This window comes from Amycolatopsis pretoriensis (genome assembly GCF_900107925.1).
In the GTDB taxonomy this organism is placed as follows: domain Bacteria; phylum Actinomycetota; class Actinomycetes; order Mycobacteriales; family Pseudonocardiaceae; genus Amycolatopsis; species Amycolatopsis pretoriensis.
The window spans coordinates 855941-873054 of the sequence record NZ_FNUJ01000003.1 but is presented as its reverse complement, the minus strand read 5'-3'; the positions used below and the strand labels follow the sequence as shown (position 1 = coordinate 873054).

Sequence of the window (17114 nt, the reverse complement as noted above, 5' to 3'; positions counted from 1 at the left end):
ATCGGGACGTGGTGGACTGTTCCGCCATGAGCAGCCCGTACCGGGGCCTGGCGCCCTACCTGTACTACGCCGATGCCACCGCGGCACTCGCCTGGCTGACCAGGGTCTTCGGGTTCACCGAGGAGGTCCGGTTCTGCGACGGGGCGGGCGAGGTGTTCCAGGCGACGCTGCGCGCGGGTGAGGCGCGGATCCAGATCGCGGGCGTCGGCCCGGACTACTGGCAGGCCAAGGGCGTCGACGGGCCGGTCGGCCAGCTCAACATCCTCTACGTCGACGACGTCGACAGCGTCTACGAGCGCGTCGAGACGGCCCTCGCCGAGGAAGGCGAGCTGGAGCCGCCGCAGGACCAGCCCTACGGCGCCCGCGTGTTCACCGTCGCCGATCTCGGGGGCAACAGCTGGACGTTCTGGCAGCAGACGTCCGAGACCGTCGAACTGCCGCCGGGCTGGCAGGCCGTCCGCGCGGGCGGTGAGTCCTCCAACGGGTGAACAGCCAGGACGGCTAGGCTGGGCGCGTAATCGCAGGCAAGACGCACCGAGGAGCATGGCGTGGCTCTCATCGAGCAGGTAGGCGCGCGCGAGATTCTGGACTCGCGTGGCAACCCGACGGTCGAGGTGGAGGTGGCCCTCGACGACGGCACGCTGGCGCGGGCCGCGGTCCCGTCGGGTGCGTCGACCGGTGAGCACGAAGCGGTCGAGCTGCGGGACGGCGACACCGGCCGCTACAACGGCAAGGGCGTCGAGCGCGCGGTCGCCGCGGTGCTCGACGAGATCGGCCCGGAGATGGTCGGCATCGAAGCCGTCGACCAGCGGATCGTCGACCAGAAGCTGGTCGACCTCGACGGCACGCCGGCGAAGTCCCGCCTCGGCGCGAACGCCATCCTCGGCGTCTCGCTGGCCGTCGCGAAGGCCGCCGCGGAGTCGGCCGAGCTGGAGCTCTTCCGCTACCTGGGCGGCCCGAACGCGCACGTGCTGCCGGTGCCGATGCTGAACATCCTCAACGGCGGTTCGCACGCGGACAGCAACGTCGACGTGCAGGAGTTCATGATCGCGCCGATCGGCGCGGAGACCTTCCGCGAGGCCCTGCGCTGGGGCGCCGAGGTCTACCACTCGCTGAAGTCGGTCCTGAAGGGCCGCGGCCTGTCGACCGGTCTCGGCGACGAAGGCGGCTTCGCGCCGAACCTGGCGAACAACCGCGAGGCGCTCGACCTGATCCTGCAGGCCATCGAGAAGGCCGGCTACACCCCGGGCCGCGACGTCGCGCTCGCGCTGGACGTCGCCGCGACGGAGTTCTTCGCCGACGGCGCGTACACCTTCGAAGGCAGCAAGAAGAGCGCCGAGCAGATGTCGGCGTACTACGCCGAACTCATCCGCGACTACCCGATGGTCTCCATCGAGGACCCGCTCAGCGAGGACGACTGGGACGGCTGGGTCACCCTGACCGCCGACATCGGCGAGAAGGTCCAGATCGTCGGCGACGACCTGTTCGTCACCAACCCGGACCGCCTCGAGGAGGGCATCACCCGCCGCGCCGCCAACGCGCTGCTGGTGAAGGTCAACCAGATCGGCACGCTGTCGGAGACGCTCGACGCGATCTCGCTGGCGACGTCGTTCGGCTACAAGTCGATGATGAGCCACCGCTCCGGCGAGACCGAGGACACGTTCATCGCGGACCTGGCGGTCGCCACCGGCGTCGGCCAGATCAAGACCGGTGCCCCGGCCCGCGGCGAGCGGATCGCCAAGTACAACCAGCTGCTGCGCATCGAGGAGACCCTCGGTGACGCCGCCCGGTACGCCGGCGAGCTGGCCTTCCCGCGGTTCAGCGCCGAGGGCTGATCGCCGATGGCGGACCGGGGGAGGACGACGCGCGGACGTCGCGGCAGCGGCGGGGCCGCCCGGGCCGGTGGGGCTTCGCGAGCCCGCCGGCCCGAAGCCGCGCGCGCGGGGAGCCCGGGCTCCCGGCCACCCCGGACCGCCGACGGCACGACCGCGGCGCGCCGCCGCACCGGCGACGTGGAGACGACCCGGACCCGGCTGCGCCGGAGCCTGGCGGCGAAGCGCGCGTCCGGTGCGGCGAAGGTGCTCGGCATGTCCACCACCCGCCGCGCGGCGGTGGTGGCGATCGTGGTGTGCGCGCTGGCGTTCACCATCGCCGTGCCCCTGCGCACCTACCTCGCCCAGCGGACCGAGATCCGCGAACAGCAGGCGCAGCAGGCCCAGCTGCAGCAGACGGTCGCCCAGCTCCAGGGCCGCAAGGCGGAGCTGAGCGACCCGGCGCAGATCGAGGCGGAAGCCCGGCGGCGGCTGCGGTACGTCAAGCCGGGCGAGACGCCGTACATCGTGCAGCTCCCGGAGGACAAGGCTCCGGACGCGGCGCCGCAGCAGGGACAGCAGCAGGTCCCGGACGGCTCCTGGTACGAGAACCTCTGGAACCAGGTCTCCGGCGGCTGAAGTGCACGCTCTAACCTTGACCGCGTGAACAGCACGCAGCAGCACCGGTACGAGCCCGTCACCGACGCCGACCGCGAGACCATCGCGGAGCAGCTCGGACGGCCGCCGCGGGCGCTGCGGGCGGTGGCCGCGCGGTGCCCGGGCGGGCACCCGTCCGTGGTGCAGACCAGCCCGCGGCTGGAGAACGGCACGCCGTTCCCGACGCTCTACTACCTGACCTGCCCGAAGCTGAACTCGATGATCGGCACGATCGAGGCGTCCGGGTTGATGAAGGAGATGACCGAGCGGCTCACCACCGACCCGGAGCTGGCCGCCCAGTACCAGCGCTGCCACGAGACCTACCTCGCCGAGCGCGACGCGATCGAGCCGCTCGGGCACCAGGTCACCGCCGGTGGCATGCCCGGCCGCGTCAAGTGCCTGCACGTGCACGTCGCCCACTCGCTCGCGGTCGGCCCGGGCGTGAACCCGTTCGGTGACGAGACGCTGGCGCTCCTTAAGGCGAACGGGTGGCCCTCGGGGGACTGCGCCGCGTAACGCTCGCGGGTCGTGAACAGATAACTGGTCTGGGTGAGCGAAAACCCTGATTCGGTGAGATCCAGACTCCCGAAGGGGTGAAACCGGGCCCCGGGTACGGCAGGCTGTCACCCGAGGGTGCGACCGGCCAGGAGGGGTTCGAGCGATGCGCGTGCGGCGGCTGCCTGACGCAGTCGGGAGTCACGCCCGAAGATTCGGGCTCCGGCACCGCACCGCGTTCCCGCTGATCACCGGCATCTTCGCGGTGGTCCCGGCGTTGCTCGCCGGCGGCGGCACGCTCGGCTGGCTCGGCGGCACCGGTGACCACACCCGCGACGCCGCCCTCGCCCAGGGCTACGACCCCGGCAACGCCGCCATCCAGCAGATCGCCGTCGACGGCACCCTGCCCGGCGCGCCCACCCCGCTGCCGCTCCCGGCGTACGAACTCCCCGACGGCCCCCTCGGCATCCCGGCCACCGCGCTCGCCGCGTACAAGAACGCCGCCGACATCCTCGGCCGCGAGCTGCCCGCGTGCCACATCGACTGGGCGCTGATCGCCAGCATCGGCCGGATCGAGTCCAACCACGCGCGCGGCGGGTACGTCGACGCCGCCGGCACCACCCGCGAACCGATCCTCGGCCCCGAGCTCAACGGCCAGGGCGGGTTCGCCGCGATCCCGGACACCGACCACGGCGAGCTCGACACGGACCCGGTGTGGGACCGCGCGGTCGGCCCGACGCAGTTCATCCCGGCGACGTGGAAGGGCTACGCCTCCGACGGCAACGGCGACGGCAAGTCCGACCCGAACAACATCTTCGACGCGGCGCTGGCGACCGGCCGCTACCTCTGCTCGGGCGGGTTCGACCTGTCGAACCCGGACCAGCTGCGCGGCGCGATCTACCGGTACAACAACTCCGACACGTACGTGAACACCGTGATCCTCTGGGCCGAGGCCTACCGCAACGGGATCATGCAGGTGCCGGACAGCACGGTCCCGGTCGGCGCGCCGAACGCGGCGGCGCTCCCCGCGCCGCCGGCGATCCCGCCCCCACCGGTCCCGACGACGACGCCGAGCGCGCCCACGACGACGCCGACCACCCCGGGCTCGACTTCGACCGGGCCGACCACGTCGAAGCCGGCTTGCCCGGCGCCGACCACGACGGTCACGACCGCGACCGAAACGTCGACGACGACCACCCCGCCGCCCCCGACGACGACCGGAACCGGCGAGACCACGCCGAATCCGACGACCACGCCGCCGCCCCCGACGTGCGGGACGATCACCTCGGTGACCACGACCACGACGACCACGACCGTGGGGCCGACGCCCGCCGGTTAGGGTGATCGCATGCCTCGTGTTGCCGCGATCGACTGTGGGACCAACTCCATCCGCCTGCTCGTCGCCGAGCTGACGCCACGTCACGACGGCACGGTCGACCTGCGCGACCTGCACCGCGAGATGCGGATCGTCCGGCTCGGCCAGGGTGTCGACGCCACCGGGCAGCTGGCCCCCGAAGCCATCGAACGCACGAGGGTCGCGCTCGCCGACTACACGATCGCCGCGCGGCGCAAGGGCGTCGAGAAGGTGCGCATGGTCGCCACCTCCGCGACCCGCGACGCGAAGAACCGCGACGACTTCTTCCGCATGACCCGCGAGACCCTGGGCGTCGAGGCCGAGGTGATCACCGGCGACGAGGAAGCGCGGCTGTCCTTCACCGGCGCGGTCGGCGAGCAGGACCCGGACGACGGCCCGTTCGTGGTGGCCGACGTCGGCGGCGGCTCGACCGAGCTGGTCCTCGGCACGTGGGACGGCCGCCGGGCCGAGGTGCTCGCCGCGAAGTCGGTCGACATCGGCTGCGTCCGCATCACCGAGCGCGCGCTCAAGAGCGACCCGCCGGCCGCGGACGAGATCGCCGCCGCCCGCGACCTGGCGGGCAAGGTGCTGACCGAGGCGTTCGACGTGGTCGACGTCGCCCGCGCGCGCACCTGGGTGGGTGTGGCGGGCACGGTGACGACGCTGTCGGCGATCGCGCTGGGGCTGCCGGAGTACGACAGCGAGCGGGTGCACCTGTCCACATTGGGCGCGGCGGACATCGACCGGCTGGCCGCGCGCCTGCTGTCGGAGAACCACGCGCAGCGGGCGGCCAACCCGGTGATCCACCCGGGCCGGGTCGACGTGATCGGCGGCGGCGCGGTGGTGGTCCAGACCCTGGCCGAGCAGCTGGCGGCCCGGGGCGGGCCGACGGAGCTGGTGGTCAGCGAGCACGACATCCTCGACGGCATCGCCCTGTCGCTGGCCTGACCGGCGGCCCCTCCCGCGGCACCCGCCGAGGCCGCGCGGCATCACTCCAGCGTCGGCGCGGTCCACAACCGACCGAGCCGCCCCCTTGCGCCCTGACCGACCGTTCGGCCACCCGAAAAGACTTGCGCCGCAAGCAAACCGTGGGTGAGCGTCCGATGACCACCTGTCCGCGCTAGGCCGTCCGGAGTATCCGGATTCCTACGTTGGTTGTGCTCCAACCAGGTGGTCCCGACGACCGTCACACATTTGCAACACCGCAGTCCGTGATCAGCTTCACCCGCCCCGATAGCGTGCGTCTCACCTTTCGGACACACCGGATATGGAGGGGATCATGCGTCGTTCGCGCAGGCTCTGGGGACCCACGGTGGTGATGACTTCGCTGGCACTCGTGCTCGCCGCGTGCGGTGGCGGGTCGGGCAGCTCTGCGGGAGCCGGCGAGACCGACCCGGACGGCACGGTCAGCGTCTACGGCACCGAGCCGCAGAACGCGCTGGTCCCGACGAACATCAACGACCTCGGCGGCACCAAGGCGATCCAGGTCATGTTCGCCACGCTGGTCGGCTTCAAGGGCGCGGACGCCAAGCCGTTCAACCTGATGGCCGACTCGATCACCACGACCGATTCCAAGGTCTACGACATCAAGATCAAGCAGGGCTGGAAGTTCCACGACGGCACCGAGGTGAAGGCGCACAACTTCATCGACGCCTGGAACTACGGCGCCTACGCGCCCAACGGCCAGCTCAACACCGACTTCTTCTCGAACATCCAGGGGTACAAGGACGTCCACCCCGAGGACGAGAACGCCAAGCCCACCACGGACAAGATGTCCGGCCTGGTGCAGAAGGGCGACTACGAGTTCCAGGTGACCCTGGACGCGCCGTTCTCCGTGTTCGACATCAAGGTCGGCTACCAGGCCTTCGCGCCGCTGCCCGACGTGTTCTTCAAGGACCCCAAGGGCTTCGAGCAGCACCCCATCGGCAACGGCCCGATGAAGTTCGTCTCGCGGACGCCGAACCAGGACATCAAGCTCACCCGCAACGACGACTACAAGGGTGACGACAAGGTCCACTTCAAGGACCTCGACATCAAGATCTACGCCAGCCAGGAGACCGCCTACCAGGACCTGCTGAGCGGGCGGCTCGACTTCATGGAGGCGCTGCCGCCGTCGGCGGTCGCGGGCGGCAAGTACAAGTCCGACCTCGGCGACCGGCTCGTCACCGGCCACCTGCTCGGCATCAGCACCATCGCCATCCCGTACTACGTGCCCGGGTACAACAACCTCGAGTTGCGCAAGGCCATCTCGATGTCGATCGACCGCGCGCAGATCACCAAGACCGTCATGAACGACACCTACGTGCCGGCCGACGGCTACATCTCGCAGGGCATCCCCGGCGCGCGGCCCGGCGTCTGCCAGTTCTGCAAGTACGACCCGGCGGCGGCCAAGGAGGCCTTCCAGAAGTCCGGGTTCACGGGCAAGCTGACCATCGCGTCCAACGCGGACGGTGGCCGCAAGGAACCGCTGGTCGCGGCGTGCAACAGCATCAAGAACACCCTCGGCGTCGAGTGCGACTTCGTGCCCGCGACCGACTTCGGCCAGTGGCGCAGCATCGTGACCGGGCACAAGCTGACCGGCATGGGCCGTTCGGACTGGTCGGCGGACTACCCGTCCATCGAGGACTTCCTCAACCCGATCTTCAAGACCGGTGGGTCCTCGAACGACTCGACCTACTCGAACCCGCAGGTCGACGCGCTCCTCGCGCAGGCGGACGCGACGGCCAACAAGGACGCCGCGGTCAAGCTGTACCAGCAGGCCGAGGACCTCATCGCGAAGGACCTGCCGACGATCCCGGTGTGGGACGAGAAGGGCGTCGCGGCCAAGTCGAAGAACCTCAAGTCGGCCGCGCTGGACTTCCGCCGCATGCCGGACTACCCGTCCATCGAGGTCCTGAAGAAGTAGTGACGCGCTGACCTGCCGTAACCACCACCACGCCGTCGTGAGTGGTAATCAGGGTTAGAACCCGAATTGCCACTCACGACGGCCGGCGCGCACTAGGAACGTCATGACCCGCTATGTCCTGCGACGGCTGCTCCAGCTGATCCCGGTGTTCTTCGGCACCACCTTCCTCATCTACGTCCTGGTCTGGGCCGTGCCCGGCGACCCGTTCTCCGGCAAGTGCGGCCAGGCCGCCTGCCCGCCGGCCTACATCGCCCAGATGACCCAGAAGTTCCACCTGGACGACAACATCTTCGTGCAGTACTTCAAGTACCTCGGGAGCCTGTTCACCGGCGACTGGGGCGAAACCTTCAACGGCACGTCCGTCGGCGAGCTGATCGCCACGTCGTACCCGATCACGCTGCGCCTGGCCGTGATCGCCGTGGTCATCGAGGCCCTCATCGGCCTGACCGCCGGCGTGCTGACCGGCTTGCGCGGCAAGGGTTTCCTCGACAACCTGGTCCTGGTCTCGACGACGTTCCTGATCTCGCTGCCGGTGTTCGTCACGGCGATCGTGCTGCAGCTGGCCCTGGGCAGCAACGGCCTCGGGCTGATCGAGGCCAGCGTGTCGGACGACCCGGGCATCGGCGAGCTCATCGTGCCCGGCATCGCGCTCGGCAGCCTGTCGATGGCCTACGTCGCCCGGCTGGCGAGAACGAGCATCGCCGAAAACCGCCGCGCCGACTACGTCCGGACGGCGATCGCGAAGGGCCAGCCGCAGAGCCGGGTCGTGCTCGTCCACCTGCTGCGCAACTCGGTGATCCCGGTGCTGACCTTCCTCGGCACCGACCTCGGCGCCCTGATGGGCGGCGCGATCGTCACCGAAGGCGTGTTCAACATCAACGGCCTGGGCGGGCTCATCTTCCGCGGCATCCAGAACCGGGAGAGCGCGACCGTCGTCGGCGTGGTCGTCCTGCTGGTGCTGGTGTACCTGCTGATGAGCCTGATCGTCGACCTGCTCTACGCCGTTCTCGACCCGAGGATCCGCTATGACTGACCCGAACCTGGTGGGCGGCGGCGGGGCCGACGCGGCCGAGCTGTCCCGTGTCGACGACTCCGCCACCAGTCCGCAGAAACCCCGCAGCCTGTGGAGCGACGCGTGGCGCCAGCTGCGGCGCAAGCCGGCGTTCGTCGCCGCGGCCGTGATCATCGTGCTGATCGTGCTGGTCGCGATCGCGCCCGGCCTGTTCAGCTCGCGTGACGCAGGTTTCAGCGACCTCACGCACGCCAACGAAGGCCCGTCCGGCGACGCCTGGTTCGGCTACGACAACCAGGGCCAGGACGTCTACGCCCGCACCATCTACGGCACCCGCGCCTCGGTGCTGGTCGGGGTGTTCGCGACGCTGCTGACCGTCCTCATCGGATCGGTCGTCGGCATCCTCGCCGGCTACTACGGCCGGCTCGTCGACAGCCTGCTGTCGCGGTTCGGCGACATCTTCGCCGGCCTGCCGTTCGTGCTCGGCGCGATCGTCATCCTGACGACGTTCAACGCGCCCGGCTCGAACCCCGGCGCGGTCACCATCATCGTCCAGGTGGTCTGCTCGATCGCGGTGCTGAGCTGGCCGGTCGCCATGCGCATCATGCGCTCGGCGACGCTGGTGGCCAAGCAGCTCGACTACGTCAAGGCCGCCCGCGGTCTCGGCGCGAGCACGCCGCGGATCATCTTCCGCCACCTGCTGCCGAACACCCTCGCGCCGGTGCTCGTGTACGCGACCATCGCGCTCGGCGCGTTCATCGGCGCCGAAGCGACGCTGGCCTACCTCGGCATCGGCGTGCGCCCGCCGGTGATCTCGTGGGGCGTGATGATCAGCGACTCGCGGGACTACTTCCGCAACGACCCGCACATGCTGCTGTTCCCCGGCGCCTTCGTCACCCTGACCGTGCTGGCCTTCGTGATGCTGGGCGACGGCATCCGCGACGCGCTCGATCCGAAGTCGAGGTAGATCCTCTTGTCCGACAACGAACTCCTGCTCGAAGTTGAGGACCTGCACGTCGAGTTCCGGACGTCCGACGGCGTCGCGAACGTGCTCAACGGCGTCGGCTACTCCGTGCACGCGGGCGAAACCCTGGCCGTGCTCGGCGAATCCGGCTCCGGGAAGAGCGTCACCGCGCAGACGGTGATGGGGATCCTCGACATGCCGCCGGGCGTGATCACCGCCGGTGCCGTCCGCTGGCGCGGCGAGGACCTGCTGACGGCGTCCGAAGAACGTCGTCGCGAAGTGCGCGGCAGCGAGATCGCGATGATCTTCCAGGACGCGCTGTCCGCGCTGAACCCCGTGTTCACCGTGGGCTTCCAGATCGAGGAACAGCTGCGCGTCCGGCTCGGTATGTCCAAAAAGGACGCGCGGAAGCGGGCGATCGAGCTGCTCGACACCGTCCGCATCCCGGCGGCGGAACGCCGGATCAAGGACTACCCGCACCAGTTCTCCGGCGGCATGCGCCAGCGCGCGATGATCGCCATGTCCCTGGCGCTCGACCCGGACCTGCTCATCGCCGACGAGCCGACCACCGCCCTCGACGTCACCGTGCAGGCCCAGATCATGGACCTCCTGGGCGAGATCCAGGCCGAACGCAAGATGGGCCTGGTGCTGATCACCCACGACCTCGGGGTGGTCGCGGAGGTCGCCGACCGGATCGCCGTGATGTACGCGGGGCGGATCGTCGAACAGGCCGACGTCGTCGAGCTGTTCCGCGCGCCGGCCCACCCGTACACCGCCGCCCTGATGGACTCGCTGCCGCGGCTCGACCTCAAAGGACAGACACTGGAGACCATCAAGGGCCTGCCGCCGAGCCTGCTCGACATCCCGCCGGGCTGCCCGTTCCACCCGCGGTGCAAGCGAGCCGAAGCGCGGTGCAGCGAAGAAGTCCCGCCGCCGCACGGCATCGGCTTCGGCCGGACCAGCGCGTGCCACTTCGCCGAAGAGGTGGTGAACTCCCGTGCCTGATCCCATCCTCTCGATCACCGACCTGAAGAAGTACTTCCCGGTCCGCACCGGCGTCCTGTTCAAGCGCACGATCGGTCAGGTCAAGGCCGTCGACGGCGTCTCGTTCGACCTGCTGCCGGGCGAAACGCTCGGCGTCGTCGGCGAGTCCGGCTGCGGCAAGTCCACTTTGGCCCAGGTGCTGATGCGCCTGGAAGAACCGACCGCGGGCGCGGCGAAATTCGAAGGTCGCGACATCTTTTCCATGAAGGGCAACGAACTCCGGAAACTGCGGCGCGAGATCCAGATCGTGCTGCAGGACCCGTACACGTCGCTGAACCCCCGGATGACCGTCGGCGACATCGTCGGCGAGCCGTTCGAGATCCACCCCGACGTCGCGCCCAAGGGGTCGCGCGCGACGAAGGTGCAGGAGCTGCTGGAGGTCGTCGGGCTCAACCCCGAGCACCTCAACCGCTACCCGCACCAGTTCTCCGGCGGGCAGCGCCAGCGCATCGGCATCGCGCGGGCGCTCGCGTTGCGCCCCAAGGTGATCATCTGCGACGAGCCGGTGTCCGCATTGGACGTCTCGATCCAGGCGCAGGTGATGAACCTGCTCGGCGACCTGCAGACCGAGTTCGGGCTGTCGTACGTGTTCATCGCGCACGACCTGTCCGTGGTGCGGCACCTGTCCAACCGGGTCGCGGTGATGTACCTCGGCAAGATCGTCGAGATCGGGACGGACGAAGAGATCTACGAGCGACCGTCCCACCCGTACACCCAGGCGCTGCTGTCGGCGGTGCCGGTGGCCGACCCGGCCGTGCGCGGGCAGCGGCAGGTGATCCGGCTGACCGGCGACGTGCCGAGTCCCCTGGACCCCCCGTCCGGGTGCCGGTTCCGCACGCGCTGCTGGAAGGCGCAGGACCGGTGCGCGACGGAGGTCCCGGAGCTGGTGCCCAGGACGGACGGTCATTTGTCAGCTTGTCACTTCGCGGAGCAGAAGTCGGTTGTTCCATAACGTACGTTTGGCCGTTGTTTGCGCTATGTCCGGTCTATACGGTGCGCAGGAACCGCTTTCCCGAGGAGGAGAATCGTGAAGAGACCCAGGCTTCTCGCCGCGGCCATGGCCGTCCCGCTGTTCGGGGCGATCTCGGCCGTCGCGGTCCCGGTCGCGTCGGCGCAGCCCGCGCTGTCCGGCCCGGCGACCGAGTTCACCGTGCTCGCCAAGGACACGCAGAGCATCGGCACCGTCCAGCAGGCCGTCAAGGCCGCCGGCGGCACCGTGCTGGAGACCAACACCGCCGTCGGCCTCATCAAGGCCAGCGCCCCGGCCACTGGGTTCACCGAGCGCGTCTCGGCGAACCGGGCCGTGTTCGGCGCGGCCAAGGCCCAGGTCATCGGCTCGCTGCCGAAGAACGGCAAGAAGGCCAAGAAGGACAACGTCGAGAAGGAAGGCCGCGGCGCCGCGGCGTCGAAGAAGGCCGCCGCGAACAAGGCCGTCGGGATGGACCCGCTGGACGACCAGCTCTGGGGCCTCAAGTCCGTCCGCTCCGACCTTTCGCGCACCAAGCAGCCGGGCAGCAAGCAGGTCAAGGTCGGCGTCATCGACACCGGCATCGACGGCACGCACCCGGACATCGCGCCGAACTTCGACGCGGCCGACTCGCGCAACTTCGTCAAGGACATCCCGTTCGACGTCAACGGCGTCGAGGTCGACGGTCCGTGCGAGTTCCGCGGCTGCGTCGACCCGGTCAACCACGACGACGGCGGCCACGGCACGCACGTCGCCGGCACGATCGCCGCCGCGGCCAACGGCTTCGGCGTTTCGGGCGTCGCGCCGAACGTGTCGCTGGTGAACATCCGCGCGGGCCAGGACTCGGGCTACTTCTTCCTGCAGCCGACCGTCGACGCGCTGACCTACGCCGGCGACGCGGGCATCGACGTCGTCAACATGTCGTTCTACACCGACCCGTGGCTGTACAACTGCACGGCGAACCCGGCGGACACGCCCGCCGAGCAGGCCGAGCAGCGCACGATCATCGAGGCGACGCAGCGCGCGCTGAACTACGCGCACCGCAAGGGCGTCACGATGGTGGTCGCGCTGGGCAACGAGCACACCGACCTCGGCGCGCCGCTGCCGGACACCACGAGCCCGGACTACCCGGCCAACACGACGCACCCGCGCACGATCGACAACACGTCCTGCCTGAACCTGCCGGTCGAGGGCAACCACACGATCGGCGTCGGCGCGTTCGGGCCGTCGCAGGCGAAGGCGGACTACTCGAACTACGGCACCGAGCAGATCTCGGTTTCCGCGCCGGGCGGTTACTTCCGCGACGGTTTCGGCACGCCGTGGTTCCGCACGGTCGAGAACGAGATCCTCTCGACGTACCCGAAGAACGTCGGTGTCGCCGAGGGCAACATCGACGCGGCGGGCAACCTGACGCCGGCCGGTGTCGCCGCGGGCGTCCAGAAGGCGACGGCGGCCGACGGCCGGGTCGGCTACTACCAGTGGCTGCAGGGCACGTCGATGGCGACGCCGCACGCGGTCGGCGTCTCGGCGCTGATCATCTCCCAGTACGGCAAGAAGTCGCACGGCGAGTTCGGCATGGACCCGGACAAGGTCCAGCGCGTGCTCGAGGGCACGGCGTCGGAGATCGCGTGCCCGGTCCCCCGCACGGTGGACTACCTGGATGAAGGCCGCGACGCTACGTTCACCGCTACCTGCCAGGGTGACCCGTCGTTCAACGGCTTCTACGGCCACGGCGCGGTCGACGCCTACGCGGCGGTGACGCGCGGTTCGCAGTACCTGAAGTAGGGAGTTCCTCGAAAACGGCCCACCTCCAGCCGGGGGTGGGCCGTTTTCGCGCGCAACCTTTTCCGGGGCTGAGGCGTGTACCCCGGGACGAGGGGGTTCGGGTGGGCGTGCGTGAACCGGCGCTGCCGGTCGATCCGTGGTTGCCGGGGGAGCCGACGGCTGCGGAGGTGGCGGCCGCCCGGGCGTGGCTCGCCCGGCGGGGCGTCCGGGTGCGGCTGCCGACCCGGCTGCTCTCGCTGCGGCTCGGCTCCCGGGAGTGGGCCACCCGGACGGTGTCGCCGTGGTTCGGGGCCGTCTCCGTCGCCCTGATCGGCACGAACGTCTTCACGCAGGAGGTCCCCGGCCGGCTGGGGGGTGCTCTTCGTCGTGTTCGCCGTCCTGGAGGTGTTCCGCTCGCGGGAGGTCCGGCACCGGGACGCGGTCGCCGAACGCTGGGCGGGCACCGGGAGGCCGCCGCCGCTGCGGGAAGCCGCGCGGCAGGTCGGCTGGGGGTATCTGGCCGCCACCGCGGTCACCTTCGTCGGGGGAGCGGCGTTGTGCGCGGCCACGATCGTGGCCGCGCCCTCTTTCGACGCCTACGCGCAGACGTTCGCGCTGGCGGTCGGCGTCGGGGTGACCGCGGCGATCGCCGGCCGGATCCTGCGTACGCCGGTCATCGCGGAGGATCCCACGTCGCTGGCCGTGGACGGCCTGCTCCGGAGCCGGGACGCCCACCGCTACGCGCCGCCGGTGGTGTTCGCGCTGGCGGCGATGCCCGTGACGGCGGTCGACCTGCGCGAGCCCGGCCCGCTGGGCTGGTCGGCGCTGGCTGGTGACGCGCCGGCGCAAGCTGCCGCCGGGCTTCTACGGCCGGTAAACCTCGACGGCGTTTCGCGCGTGTACAGCGGGACGAGGGGGAGGACCGATGATCGTGCTGACGGTGGAGGAGCGAGCGGCGGCGAAGTGGCTGAAGCGCCACGGCGTGAGCGTGGCCGAGCCGGCGACGCTGCTGACGGCGCGGCTGTGCCCCCGCGGCGGCAAGGGCGTGCCGGAGGCGTTCGTCCCCGTGGCGCTGGTGACCGTGGTGAACTGCGCCGCCCTGTTCGGTTACCGCTTCCTGCAGCTCCTGCCCGGAGTGGAGCGAGCCGACTTGCCGGACGCCGGGTTCACGACGTTGACGGCCGTGCTGGTGCTGTCGACGGTGTGGCTGCACCGCCGCGCCGGCGACCGCCGGGCGGCGGTCCAGCTGGGGACCCGGCGCCTGGACCGGCGGCCACCGCCGTGGCCGGAGGTGATCGGCGGCTGGTACGTGACGTCGCTGGCGATCACGTTCGGCGGAGGGGCCGTCCTCGGCATCGCGCTGGCGGCCGGCGGGGCGCTCTGGGGCGTGTTCTGGCTCGGCCTGGTCGCGCTCGGCGCGGTCGTGGAGGCGGTGATCCTGACAGGGGTGGTCCGTCGGCCCGTCCTCGCCGAGGACGAGGGATCGCTGGCGGTCGACGTCGTGACGCGGCTGGAGGACGTCCAGCTCGCCATGCCGTCGTTCTTCGCGGTGCCGGTGGTCGCCGACCTCTTGGTCGAGGACCCGCCGGGCAGGCCGTGGCTCATCGGTTACGTCGTGCTGGCGGTCGCGACGCACGTCGTCGCGTGGTTCGCCCAGCGCGCCCGGATCCCCGCGCTGCCCGCGGAAGGCGTTTACGGGGTGCCGGCGTGAGCGCGGCGGCGCTGCGCTGGCTGGCGAGCCGGGGACAGCGCGTCCGGGCCCCGGCGCCGTTCATCGACGCGCTGCTGGCCACGCGCGACCTGAGCGGCCGCAGCTTGGTGTGGCTGCTGGTGTTCGGCGTCCCGGTGTTCCTCGGCGGGGTGTTCTACCTGGACTTCTTCGGCGCGACCGTGAGCGCGCTGGTGTACCTCGTGTGCTTGGCCATCCTGCTTGCCGGGTGGCAGTCGATCCGGTCCGCGCAGAGGCAACTGGCTCGGCGCACCCGGCCGTGGCCCGGCCCGGCCTCCCGACCCGGCGGCTGGTTCGTCGCGGCGGGCGCGCTGGCCTACGGCGGCGGGGCGGCCATCGCGGTCTCGCTGCTCCCGACCGCACCGGCGTTCGCCACCGGCCGGCTGATCCTGCTGGGAGTGTTCGCGTCCTGCGGTGTCGTGATCGTGACCAGCTTCCTGCGGGCCCCGGTGCTCGCCGTGGACGACGCGTCGGCGGCGGTGTACCGGGGGCTGGTGGCGGAGAACCTCCACGCGGCTTCGCCTGCCCTGGTGGCGGTACCGCCGCTGCTGGACCTGGTCACGGAGTCCCCGGTGCCGCGCGGGTACGCGCCGGTCTTGGTCGCGTACGCGGTCGTGGTCATCGCCGCCGAGCTGGTCGCGTACCTCCGGGGGCGCCGTCCGTTGCCGGCCGGCCATTACGGGGACCCGCTGCCGCGGGGGACCGCGGTCGACTGGTCGCCCCCTGAAGCCCGCTGACCGGGCAGACCGGGGGGCATGATCAGGACGATCGAAGCCGCCCGGACGCGCCTGGCCGCCGGTGTGGCGGACGTACGGCAGCGCTCCGGCGACCTCCACCGGTCCCTGGAGCGAGGCCGCTCCGGGGACCGGTGAAGCTCAGCGGTTCGACGCCTTCTTCACGAACTTCGCGAGGTCCTTCGACTGCTGCACCCGCGTCGGCTCGTGGACGTACATCATGTGCCCCGCCGGGTAGTACGCCGTGTCGATGTTGTCGCGCAGCTCCTCCGGGATCCGCAGGTGGGCCAGCACGTGCTCGGCCGCGAAGTACGCCGTCGCGCCGTCGTAATGCCCGAATGCCACGTGCACCTGCAAGTGGGGGTTCGCGCGCATCGCCGCGCTCACCGAGTCCACCACCGACACCGAGCGGCCCTCGAAGTCCGAGTACGACCACGCCTTGAACGTGTCCTCGTGGATGAGCTCGTACGGCAGGTCGTTCTCGTACCCGAGCTCGGCGCGCACGTAGTGGTTGAACGCCGCCGCGTACGCGCCGATCACCCGGGAGATCGACGGGTCGTCGCTCATGTGCTCGCGGCCGCCGTCCACCTCCCACGTCGTGAAGCGGCCGTCCATGCGCCCGACCGTCAGGCCGCGGTCGCGCAGCAGCTCGGTGAAGAACCGCACGTGCTCGATCCGCAGGTTCACCCGGTCCACATAGGACTCGGTGAGCCCGGTCAGCGACGCCAGCGTGGCCACCGCCTCCGCCCGGTCCTGAGTGGACAGCCGCGCACCGCGCGAAAGCACGTACGGCAGGTCCTTCGCCGCGAAGTCTTCGGCGTCGGCCAGGACGTCGTCGAGCGGACGCTCGCCGTGCAGGCCGTGGTAGTGCGCGATGGCCGCGTACGTCGGCACGTACAGCGAGTACGGCAGGTCGTTGCCCTCGGTGAACCGCAGCGTGCCGAGGTCGAGCACCGACGAGATCAGCAGCAGGCCGTTGAGGTAGAGCCCGTGCCGTTCCTGCAGGTGCGCGGCCAGCCCGGCGGCGCGCAGCGTGCCGTAGGACTCGCCGGCCAGGAACTTCGGCGACAGCCAGCGCTGGTGGCGCGACACCCAGAGCCGGATGACCTCGCCGACCGACTCGATGTCGCCCTTGAAGCTGTGGAAGTCCTTGGTCTCGCCGCCTTCGGACGCACGGGAGTAGCCGGTGGAGACGGGGTCGATGAACACGAGGTCGCTGTGCGCGAGCAGCGTCTCGGGGTTGTCGGCCAGCCCGTACGGCGGCGGCACGAGGTCGTCGACGTCGCCGGAGAGCACCCGGCGCGGCCCCAGCAGGCCCATGTGCAGCCAGATGCTCGACGAGCCGGGGCCGCCGTTGAAGGCGAACGTCACCGGCCGCGTGCCCGGGTCCGCGTCGTCGAGCGTGTAGGAGGTGATGAACACCTCCGCCTTCGCCTTGAAGCCCTCGGACTTGCCGTCCTTGACGATCTCCTTGCGGAGCACGATCCGGCCCGCCTTCGCCGTGTACGCGAGCTTCTTGCGCTTCACGGTGAGCGTGTGCTGGGTCGTGACGATGTCGTCGGTCGGCTCGGCCGGGATCTCCGTCGTCTCCGCGACCTTCTTCTCGGGGGCCTCTTCGGGGGTGCTGTCCGCCATGGACCCAACTTAGACGGCGGCGGCGCGGGCCTGTGGCAGGGTG

At 70.5% G+C, this 17114-nt stretch carries 15 protein-coding genes; 14 read left to right on the top strand and 1 reads right to left on the bottom strand.

What is annotated here, in order from left to right; genetic code table 11:
* The first annotated feature begins 26 nt into the window (after positions 1-26).
* The 14 genes from BLV96_RS16585 (at position 27) to BLV96_RS16520 (ending at position 15439) form a co-directional block, all read left to right on the top strand.
* Positions 27-488: a VOC family protein gene (locus BLV96_RS16585; protein WP_086682646.1), complete on the top strand. Its 462-nt coding sequence runs from the start codon at positions 27-29 to the stop codon at positions 486-488.
* Between the two features lie 60 nt (positions 489-548).
* On the top strand, positions 549-1835 hold the full coding sequence (gene eno / locus BLV96_RS16580) for a phosphopyruvate hydratase (protein ID WP_086682649.1): 1287 nt from the start codon (positions 549-551) through the stop codon (positions 1833-1835).
* A 6-nt stretch (positions 1836-1841) separates the two neighbouring features.
* Positions 1842-2450, top strand: a complete 609-nt coding sequence (locus tag BLV96_RS50685; protein ID WP_244180259.1) for an FtsB family cell division protein — start codon at positions 1842-1844, stop codon at positions 2448-2450.
* 24 nt (positions 2451-2474) lie between these two features.
* A complete protein-coding gene (locus BLV96_RS16570) occupies positions 2475-2984 on the top strand; it encodes a DUF501 domain-containing protein (protein WP_086682652.1) in 510 nt (169 codons plus the stop codon).
* Between the two features lie 145 nt (positions 2985-3129).
* Entirely contained in the window at positions 3130-4302 is a 1173-nt protein-coding gene (locus BLV96_RS16565; RefSeq protein ID WP_091389224.1) for a lytic transglycosylase domain-containing protein, read from the top strand.
* 9 nt (positions 4303-4311) lie between these two features.
* The gene (locus BLV96_RS16560) at positions 4312-5265 is read left to right on the top strand and encodes a Ppx/GppA phosphatase family protein (protein ID WP_086682658.1); all 954 of its coding nucleotides are present in this window, start codon (positions 4312-4314) and stop codon (positions 5263-5265) included.
* A 331-nt stretch (positions 5266-5596) separates the two neighbouring features.
* Entirely contained in the window at positions 5597-7222 is a 1626-nt protein-coding gene (locus BLV96_RS16555; protein WP_244180258.1) for a peptide ABC transporter substrate-binding protein, read from the top strand.
* A gap of 103 nt (positions 7223-7325) precedes the next feature.
* Positions 7326-8255 carry an ABC transporter permease gene (locus BLV96_RS16550; RefSeq protein WP_086682665.1) on the top strand — a complete coding sequence of 310 codons (930 nt, stop codon included), beginning with the start codon at positions 7326-7328 and terminating at the stop codon, positions 8253-8255.
* Positions 8248-9201 (top strand): ABC transporter permease, encoded by a 954-nt coding sequence (locus BLV96_RS16545; RefSeq protein ID WP_086682668.1) that lies wholly within the window; start codon positions 8248-8250, stop codon positions 9199-9201. Before BLV96_RS16550 ends, BLV96_RS16545 begins: the two co-directional genes overlap by 8 nt.
* A 6-nt stretch (positions 9202-9207) precedes the next feature.
* Positions 9208-10203: an ABC transporter ATP-binding protein gene (locus BLV96_RS16540; RefSeq protein WP_086682671.1), complete on the top strand. Its 996-nt coding sequence runs from the start codon at positions 9208-9210 to the stop codon at positions 10201-10203.
* Positions 10196-11194, top strand: a complete 999-nt coding sequence (locus tag BLV96_RS16535; RefSeq protein WP_086682674.1) for an ABC transporter ATP-binding protein — start codon at positions 10196-10198, stop codon at positions 11192-11194. The genes BLV96_RS16540 and BLV96_RS16535 overlap by 8 nt, the downstream gene beginning before the upstream one ends.
* A gap of 105 nt (positions 11195-11299) precedes the next feature.
* Positions 11300-12994 (top strand): S8 family serine peptidase, encoded by a 1695-nt coding sequence (locus tag BLV96_RS16530; protein ID WP_167379633.1) that lies wholly within the window; start codon positions 11300-11302, stop codon positions 12992-12994.
* Between the two features lie 904 nt (positions 12995-13898).
* Positions 13899-14684 carry a hypothetical protein gene (locus tag BLV96_RS16525; RefSeq protein WP_086682681.1) on the top strand — a complete coding sequence of 262 codons (786 nt, stop codon included), beginning with the start codon at positions 13899-13901 and terminating at the stop codon, positions 14682-14684.
* The gene (locus BLV96_RS16520) at positions 14681-15439 is read left to right on the top strand and encodes a hypothetical protein (protein ID WP_086682685.1); all 759 of its coding nucleotides are present in this window, start codon (positions 14681-14683) and stop codon (positions 15437-15439) included. Before BLV96_RS16525 ends, BLV96_RS16520 begins: the two co-directional genes overlap by 4 nt.
* A gap of 138 nt (positions 15440-15577) precedes the next feature.
* Here BLV96_RS16520 and BLV96_RS16515 read toward each other — a convergent pair whose 3' ends face one another.
* Complete coding sequence (locus BLV96_RS16515; RefSeq protein ID WP_086682688.1) at positions 15578-17071, bottom strand: S10 family peptidase; 1494 nt, start codon at positions 17069-17071, stop codon at positions 15578-15580.
* Between the last annotated feature and the right edge of the window lie 43 nt (positions 17072-17114).

What these genes read in the sequence shown, in the direction of transcription:
- BLV96_RS16545 (WP_086682668.1), top strand. Translation starts at nt 8,248, where the DNA reads ATGACTGACCCGAACCTGGTGGGCGGCGGCGGGGCCGACGCGGCCGAG.
- BLV96_RS16515 (WP_086682688.1), bottom strand. Translation starts at nt 17,071, where the DNA reads ATGGCGGACAGCACCCCCGAAGAGGCCCCCGAGAAGAAGGTCGCGGAG.
- BLV96_RS16560 (WP_086682658.1), top strand. Translation starts at nt 4,312, where the DNA reads ATGCCTCGTGTTGCCGCGATCGACTGTGGGACCAACTCCATCCGCCTG.
- BLV96_RS16565 (WP_091389224.1), top strand. Translation starts at nt 3,130, where the DNA reads ATGCGCGTGCGGCGGCTGCCTGACGCAGTCGGGAGTCACGCCCGAAGA.
- BLV96_RS16525 (WP_086682681.1), top strand. Translation starts at nt 13,899, where the DNA reads ATGATCGTGCTGACGGTGGAGGAGCGAGCGGCGGCGAAGTGGCTGAAG.
- BLV96_RS16585 (WP_086682646.1), top strand. Translation starts at nt 27, where the DNA reads ATGAGCAGCCCGTACCGGGGCCTGGCGCCCTACCTGTACTACGCCGAT.
- BLV96_RS50685 (WP_244180259.1), top strand. Translation starts at nt 1,842, where the DNA reads ATGGCGGACCGGGGGAGGACGACGCGCGGACGTCGCGGCAGCGGCGGG.
- BLV96_RS16530 (WP_167379633.1), top strand. Translation starts at nt 11,300, where the DNA reads ATGGCCGTCCCGCTGTTCGGGGCGATCTCGGCCGTCGCGGTCCCGGTC.
- BLV96_RS16555 (WP_244180258.1), top strand. Translation starts at nt 5,597, where the DNA reads ATGCGTCGTTCGCGCAGGCTCTGGGGACCCACGGTGGTGATGACTTCG.
- BLV96_RS16550 (WP_086682665.1), top strand. Translation starts at nt 7,326, where the DNA reads ATGACCCGCTATGTCCTGCGACGGCTGCTCCAGCTGATCCCGGTGTTC.